The sequence below is a fragment of the Microcystis sp. M083S1 genome, from assembly GCF_020246405.1.
Lineage (GTDB): Bacteria > Cyanobacteriota > Cyanobacteriia > Cyanobacteriales > Microcystaceae > Microcystis > Microcystis aeruginosa_C.
In genome coordinates this window covers 1-8,050 of sequence record NZ_JADBTB010000230.1, presented here as the reverse complement: position 1 = coordinate 8,050, position 8,050 = coordinate 1, and the positions used below count along the sequence as shown (strand labels likewise).

6 protein-coding genes and 1 pseudogene are annotated in these 8,050 nt (G+C 40.6%); 6 read left to right on the top strand and 1 reads right to left on the bottom strand.

Annotation, left to right across the window (positions count from 1 at the left end; translation table 11 throughout):
• Positions 1–140: 140 nt before the first annotated feature.
• The 5 genes and pseudogenes from IM450_RS20925 to IM450_RS20905 form a co-directional block, all read left to right on the top strand.
• Positions 141–389, top strand: a pseudogene (locus IM450_RS20925) (glycosyltransferase family 2 protein); the annotation flags it as partial.
• 27 nt (positions 390–416) lie between these two features.
• Positions 417–971, top strand: coding sequence for a phycobiliprotein lyase (locus IM450_RS20920; RefSeq protein ID WP_002804207.1), 555 nt, complete (start codon positions 417–419; stop codon positions 969–971).
• Positions 972–1,056: 85 nt separating this feature from the next.
• Positions 1,057–1,449, top strand: a complete 393-nt coding sequence (locus IM450_RS20915) for a MerR family DNA-binding protein (protein ID WP_002804210.1) — start codon at positions 1,057–1,059, stop codon at positions 1,447–1,449.
• Between the two features lie 5 nt (positions 1,450–1,454).
• The gene (locus tag IM450_RS20910) at positions 1,455–2,675 is read left to right on the top strand and encodes a hypothetical protein (RefSeq protein WP_287669935.1); all 1,221 of its coding nucleotides are present in this window, start codon (positions 1,455–1,457) and stop codon (positions 2,673–2,675) included.
• Positions 2,672–3,454, top strand: a complete 783-nt coding sequence (locus tag IM450_RS20905) for a hypothetical protein (RefSeq protein WP_002804218.1) — start codon at positions 2,672–2,674, stop codon at positions 3,452–3,454. Before IM450_RS20910 ends, IM450_RS20905 begins: the two co-directional genes overlap by 4 nt.
• Positions 3,455–3,814: 360 nt before the next feature.
• Here the strand turns inward: IM450_RS20905 and metK are convergent, their stop codons facing one another.
• On the bottom strand, positions 3,815–5,065 hold the full coding sequence (gene metK, locus IM450_RS20900; protein WP_039899812.1) for a methionine adenosyltransferase: 1,251 nt from the start codon (positions 5,063–5,065) through the stop codon (positions 3,815–3,817).
• 325 nt (positions 5,066–5,390) lie between these two features.
• Between metK and pcrA the strand changes: the two genes are divergently transcribed.
• Complete coding sequence (gene pcrA / locus IM450_RS20895) at positions 5,391–7,712, top strand: DNA helicase PcrA (protein ID WP_002804227.1); 2,322 nt, start codon at positions 5,391–5,393, stop codon at positions 7,710–7,712.
• Positions 7,713–8,050 lie beyond the last annotated feature (338 nt).

The following is an 8,050-nucleotide window of genomic DNA, read 5'->3' as shown; positions in this document are numbered from 1 at the left end:
TAAAAACTCATGAACTGGCAGGTCAAATTTTTCCCGATGAGTACGATTTAGCGCTCGCTGTTAAACAAGGGATCGAAGCTCGCGCTCAAAAAGGAGGATACGAAACTCACTGTTTTAAGTTTAATTCTGCCTAGCTACTTATTAGTCTTGTTTATGCTAGTTTTTTAATGCTTAGGACTATCATTTTAGGAATCGATGTACCCGGATACGCTTCTCTGATGGTTGCTGTCCTATTTTTAGGAGTAATTCAATTACTCACGCTTGGTATTATTGGCGAATATATTGGCAGGGTTTATGAAGAAGTAAAGGGCCAGCCACTTTATCTTGTTCGAGATTGTTATGGTTTTGAAAATCGGGAACAACTTAGTGATAAAATAACTCAAGATTAAGATACTGGCAAGAGGAGAATTAAATTTATGAATACCGAAGTTTTTCAGCAATTTTTTGCCTATTGTGTCGGTAGTTGGCAAACGGAAAGAACCTATCATTATCTAGCGGATCAAGAAGTGGAACGTTCCCGTACTGAATTCCTCATTCAACCCCTGACTAGGGAGATTAAACAGAAAGTTCTGACAGATAATAACTATCCTGATATTGCGGATTTAGAAAGTATCCCCGGGTTTAATTTAGGTTTCTATACCATCTCGGAAAAAGGCGAAGAAGTGCGACAAAATCTTAATCTTTTATTTGTGGTTAAAGCAGAAAATAACGGTTATTTAGAAGGGGATTATCTTCGTGATCGCGCCTACGAAGAAGCAAGACCAATTATCTCCGCTTTTCGCTTTGATTCCACTACCAGAGAGTTATTAATGACCACCAATTATACTCGCAGTGTTTCCGTCGATTCAATTACTTTAATCAATCCAGACCTGCGAATTCGCAAAATTATTAACTATCAACGTCCCCAGGAGGGGGAACCCTTGGAAAAAGTTCTCTTGGTCGGTTTTGGAGTTGAGTGTAAAGTCAGTTAAAAAAATATTTCTTTCCCCCCCCTTGATTCTCCAGTCAGGGGGAGATTTTATAATAGGGTAACGATAGGATTAAGGAGCAAAAATAATGCTCAAAATCGGTCAACTTTCCCTAGAAAGTGGCGTTTCAATTAAAACGATTCGTTATTACGAGGAATTAGGACTAATTCAGTCCCCTGAAAGGACAGAGGGAAAATTTCGCCTATTTACTCCCGATACTGTCCATCGCTTGCTATTTGTCAAGAGATTACAATCTTTGGGTTTAAGTCTGCAAGAGATCCGCGAATGTTTAGTAATTCATGACCATGGAGAATTACCCTGTGGAGATATTCAAGAAAAATTAATTAAACATATTGCTGAGATCGATCAACAAGTGGAACAATTGCTTTTATTGCGTCAACAATTAACCGAAACCTTGCAAGGATGGACGGATAAACCTGTAAAAGACGATCAATTTATTTGCCCTAATCTCAAGGTTTAACTATTATGAAAAAGTTAATTTTATTGGTAAGTGTAGCACTGATTTCTACTCCTGTTATTGCTCAACATTTACATCTTGATTCACCTCAAACTCAGACTTTACAAGCAATTCCTGCCAATATACCAGCTTGGATGTACAACAAGCAACGTAATCATATTTATCCCCAAAGAGGGGTTTATAACAATGCCATTTATAATGTCAGAGATTTAGCTTTAGACTTGAATGCGATCGCTGTTGGTCATGCCTTTGCCTACGAAGATATCGTAACGGGAAAAGCGAAAGATTTAGAAACTAAGACATACCAAAAAATTAATTGGGTTTTAAAAAATCCGCCTAAATTTATGCCCGACGAGGGTAATATTTCTCCAACTTTTGGCAGAAAATACGGTGTTTTAGAACAGGTTTTCGAGTGGGCGCATATTTTCCATGCTCAAACCGTTGATGTTTTAGCCAGCAGCAAATTAACCAACGAGGAAAAAGAAGCAGAAATTGAAAAATTATATCAATTTTACTTGACAAAAGTTCCCTATGCTATTACGGGATTACCGATGAATATGGGTTATCTGGATTCCCAGCCCTATTCTAAAGCTTTTCGCCAGAAATATCCGAAAGTAAATGGCTTATTTTGGGGCTACCATTGGCTACAAGGAACCATGTATGACTTGCTTTATGAGAAAACTTTAGAGGAACAAAAACAGGCTTATAAACAGGTGGGTAAACAATACCATACTAAGGAATTATATCGCACAGATCGAGCTTTTATGCCCATGTTTGCCGAACTTAGTCCCAAGTTTGCCCGACGTTTTCCCGCAATATCTAACACCTTTGATAACCTGCATATGTTGCACGATATGGTTAATGATATTCTGGCATCAGATTGGCTAACTCCCCAACAAAAAGACGAACAAATTACCCGCGCTATTTGGTTAGTAATGGCTGCTAATCATCGGGAAATGGAAGCAGGAAAAAATTATGGTGGTGAAGGACTACATGATCATCGTTTTGAGTCAGGAATTCCGGGTATGGGATTAATGCCAGCAGATATTTCTCACGAAGGTCATAATCACGAAAATCCTGATAATTCTGAGAAAAAACCTGATGATTCTCAAGTAGATGAGGGAGGAGATCACCAACACCATAACCACGAAAATCACTCCCCAGAAAACCCTGCTAATACGGAGAAAAAACCTGACCACAGCAATGCTCAAGAGGAACCGACAAAATGAGAAGATTTTTATTGATTGCCGTGGGTTTGGTCGCCAGTTTTACTAATCCAGTTTTTGCCAACGATCATAACAATCTTGATTCCGGTCGTCCCCTTTATTTTGATGATGCTGAAAGTATGGGTTTTGGGGAACAATCGATAGAATTTGGAGGAAGTCTAGTCTTTCCTGAAAATAGTAATCTTGGTGGTGAGTTTGATATTGAATACCTCAACGGTATTATTCGCAATGGTCATATTATTATCGGCATCGATCCGCAGGTGGGAGGTCGAGTTAATAGTGATGATACAAGTTTTGATGTGGGAAATTTATCTGTAGGTTTTTTCTATAATTTCAATCGTGAATACGATAATGTTCCCGCTTTTGCTATTCGTACCGATTTAGGATTACCGACTGGAAATAACGCCGGGGGATTAGATTTTCGTCTGCGGGGAATTGCCAGTAAAACTGTTGGTCAATTCGATCGCTTGCATCTTAATCTAGATTTAAACATAAAAACTGACCCCGATGACGGCGATCGATCTTTTTTACCCGCTGCAATTCTCGGTTACTCCCGACCGATTGGTTATCCGAAACGCTTCGATCAAACTTTTTTAGCAGAATTGGGCGTAATTACCAGCGATAATAGTAATGGTGGGGTTTTAATTCGCACTGGAATGGGAATTCGTCAGCAAATTAATCGTCAAGGTGTGATCGATTTCGGTATTGAGGGAGATATTGGCACTAATGGCAATGATCAAAGTCAATTAAAGCTAAAAATTGGTTATTCTTTCGGATTTTAGCCTAGTAAACTGAAGATTAATCTTCAGGTTAGAAAATCTGATTATTTATTCCCGCTTTTGCCTCTTCTCATAAGTAGGGTGTGCTGAATAAATCTAAAAACCTTGTTGGATAAGAATTTTAGACTTTTTTCCCATCAAAAAGTGCCAGATCTTGGGGTGATCGGGGGGGAAATTTAGGCACTTTTTCCCTGAAAATTAGGTAATTGACCCCCTGAAAATCGGTAAAACCCTACACCCTACCCCCACGAAAAACTTTTTGCCGCAAACCCTAAGTAGCCTATACTCAACGAATTTAGTATAAAAAAGGAATAGAGCCTGAAACTCTATTCCTGAATCAAAATTTTCAGTTAATTTTTAACCCTATACCACCGCAGAAGTCAAAGCTTCTTTGAGGATAGCGGCTTTATCGGTTTGTTCCCAGGGTAAATCGAGATCATTGCGACCAAAATGACCATAAGCGGCTACATCTTGGTAAAAACGCTCGCCTCTTTCACTGGGTAAACCGCGCAGGTTAAAGGTTTGGATAATACCGGCCGGACGGAGTTCAAAGTATTTATTGATTAAGTCCAGAATCACATCATCGGCGACTTTGCCAGTGCCAAAGGTTTCCACGAAGACACTTACCGGACGAGCTACCCCAATCGCATAACCCACTTGAATCTCGCACTTATCGGCCAAACCAGCGGCGACGATATTTTTGGCCACATAACGGCAAGCATAGGCCGCGGAGCGATCAACTTTGGTAGGATCCTTACCGGAGAAAGCACCGCCACCGTGACGAGAATAGCCACCGTAGGTATCGACGATAATTTTCCGTCCCGTTAATCCCGCATCGCCTTGGGGTCCACCAATGACGAATTTTCCAGTGGGATTAACCAGATAACGGGTATTGGCATCGGGTTTAATTTCTAAATCGCTGAAGACCGGTTGTACTACCGCTTCCCAGAGATCACTTTTAATCTTTTGTTGGACGAGATCATTATCGGTGATATCGCCGATAGTGGCATCGTGTTGGGTAGAAACAAGGATAGTATCGATACCCACGGGACGACCATCTTCATAAATGACCGATACTTGCGTCTTACCGTCGGGACGCAGATAGGACAGTTCACCCGTTTTTCTGACTGCCGCTAAACGGCGAGCGATGCGGTGGGCTAAACTAATCGGTAAGGGCATAAATTCGGGGGTTTCATTGCAAGCGAAACCGAAGACAATACCCTGGTCTCCCGCACCAATTTTATCGAGTTCATCATTGCTGAGAAGTTCGCGATTTTCCTGAGCAGCCGTGACACCCTGGGAAATATCGGGAGATTGTTCGTCTAAAGCGACTAAAACGGTGCAACTATTCGAGGAAAATCCGTTATCTGCGTTGATATAACCGATTTCAGCGATTTTACTGCGAACTAAATTGACGAAATGAACTTGCGCTTTCGAGGTGATTTCACCGGTAATCAAGACTAACCCTGTATTGACAACCACTTCAGCCGCTACACGACTGTGGTCATCTTGGGATAACAGAGCATCGAGAATGGTATCAGAAATCTGGTCACAAATTTTATCGGGATGTCCCTCTGTAACCGATTCCGAGGTGAACAAATAACGTTTAGACAAGTGATGTCCCTCACATAGTAGTACATTTGAACGTGAAAAGATTCCAAGAAATCTTTGATCATACAGTGTAACAGGGAATTTGTAGAGATCAAGTATTTTCAATAAGAAACCGCCCGAACATTGTCCGGACGGAGTGTGGTGTGAGGAGTGAACGGAAACTTTCGTCTCCGCTAATTCCATTGTAGATGACAACTTAGAATCTTGAGCGATTTGAAACAAACTAGCCAAAAAAATTTTTATCTCTGGAAGGGGTTGACTAATGCCCGATCCCCGTCTCGATGATGTAGCCTGATTAATAGAGGTCGCAGAGCTATATGGAAAGATTATGACAGTCACAGCCGATTATTTAGAACAACTCAATCCTTCTCAGCGCCTTGCTGTTGAGCATTTTTGCGGCCCCCTGTTGGTGGTTGCTGGAGCAGGATCGGGAAAAACTAGCACTTTAACCTATCGTATCGCCCATTTGATCCGTCATCACGGGGTCGATCCGGAAAATATTCTCGCGGTCACTTTTACCAATAAGGCGGCCCGGGAAATGAAAACGAGAATTGAAAAAACTTTTGCTCAACAGAAAGCACAGGAAAAATACGGTCAAAGATTAGAACTTTTGGAAGAATACGAACAGAAAAAACTCTTTTCTCAAGTTTATCGGAATTATACTAAAAAACTCTGGATCGGAACTTTTCACAGTCTTTGCGGTCGAATTTTGCGCTATGACATTAATAAATATCAGGATGAATATGGTCATAGTTGGCAAAGAAATTTCTCGATTATGGACGAATCTGATGCCCAGAGTTTAGTGAAAAATATCGTCACTAAACAGATGAATTTAGACGATAAAAAATTTGATGCTCGCAATCTGCGTTATGCGATTAGTAATGCCAAAAATTTAGGTTTAACCCCCACGGATTACGCCAGAGAAAACCCTCATTTTCGAGGAAAGGTTATTTCTGAGGTTTATCAGGCTTATCAGATGCAGTTAGCCCAAAATAATGCCCTAGATTTTGATGATTTGATACTGGTTCCAGTCCGTCTTTTTCAGCAAAATGAGTCTATTCTCGGCTATTGGCACACGCAATTTAAGCATATTTTAGTCGATGAATACCAAGATACTAACCGGATTCAGTACGAGTTAATTCGGCTTTTGTCCACCAATGGTGAAACGAAAAAAAGTGAGTGGAATTGGACGGATCGATCAATTTTTGTGGTAGGTGATGCCGACCAATCTATCTATAGTTTTCGGATGGCGGATTTTACTATTCTGCTCAATTTTCAAGCGGACTTTGGCGATGGTTTACCCGATGATGATACTCGCACGATGGTGAAACTACAGGAAAACTATCGTTCACGGGAGAATATTCTACAAGCGGCAAATAAATTAATCGAAAAGAATAGTCAAAGAATCGATAAAGTCCTTGTTCCTACTAGGGAAGGTGGCGAGAGTATCTATGTTTTCAAAGCCAGAGATGAACAGGAAGAAGCATCTTTTGTTATCGATAAAATTCGAGAATTTACCCAAGAAAACCCCGAATTAAATTGGGGTAGTTTTGCCATTCTCTACCGAATTAATGCCCAATCTCGTCCCTTTGAAGATGGGTTAATTCGCAATAATATCCCCTATAATATTGTCGGGGGATTTAAATTTTATGATCGACAGGAGATTAAAGATGCGATCGCTTATTTACGAGTGATTGCTAATCCTGCCGATACCGTTAGTTTACTGAGAATTATTAACACTCCCCGGCGCGGTATCGGTAAAACCACAATCGATAATTTGCTCAAAGCTGCCCAAGAATTAGGAGTACCTTTATGGGAAATTATCAGCGATGAAACTTCCGTTAATACTCTCGCCGGTCGTGCCACTAAAAGCATCAATAAGTTAGCTAAAATTATCCAAAACCTGCAAGAAAAAATCACCGATTTATCCGCTAGTGAAATTTTAGATAAAATCATGGAAGATTCGGGATATATTGATGAATTAAAACAGCAAGGAACCGAGGAAGCTGATACCCGCATCGAGAATATTCAAGAATTGTATAGCGCCGTCGTACAATTCCAAGAGGAAAACGAAGAAACCAATCTCCAGGAATTTCTCGCTAATGCTAGTTTAGCCTCGGACTTAGATAATCTTCAGGAAGGTCAAGAAAAAGTCTCCTTAATGACTCTTCATTCCGCCAAAGGTTTAGAGTTTCCTATCGTCTTTTTAGTCGGTTTAGAACAGGGCATTTTTCCCCATAATCGTAGTTTAAACGATCCCATTGCCCTTGAGGAAGAACGCCGTTTGTGTTATGTGGGAGTAACTCGGGCCAAGGAACAATTATTTTTAACCTACGCAAAAGAAAGATATGTCTGGGGGAATAAAGAGCCGAAGGTAGCTTCCCAATTTTTGCAGGAATTGCCCCCAGAATTGCTCACAAGCAACCTGAAACCGAAAAAGACCCCAAAAGTGGTGGCGATGGAAAAAACTGTCTCCGATCAAAGAAAATGGCAGGTAGGCGATCGAGTGTTACACTCTACTTTTGGAGAAGGAGAAGTGACCCATATCCTCGGTGCGGGTAAAAAAATGAATCTAGCGGTCAAATTTTCGGGTTTAGGTCAGAAAATCATCGATCCTCGCACCGCACCCATGCAACTTATCCAGGAATAGGTAATCATCTGTAGGGTGGGTGCGGCGAAAATAAGTTACACTCTGACTAAAAATTGAGTATTCGCCGTAACCCACCGGCTTTTTTCTCCCTATCTCCCCACTAATAAGTAGCTGGTTATAATTAAATTAAAAATGGATTTTAGGTTCGATCCCCCCTGCCCCCCTTGATAAGGGGAGTGCCAATCCCCCCTTGATAAGGGTAGGGCTGTTTCATTTAAATTAAGTACAGCTGATTTTGAGTCAATAAATTTGACTTAAGATTCTCAAGTTTATCTTTTTCTAACCAAAAGAGTTAGTCACAATAATTAATCTTTAATCCTCTGCCAATATTTATTATG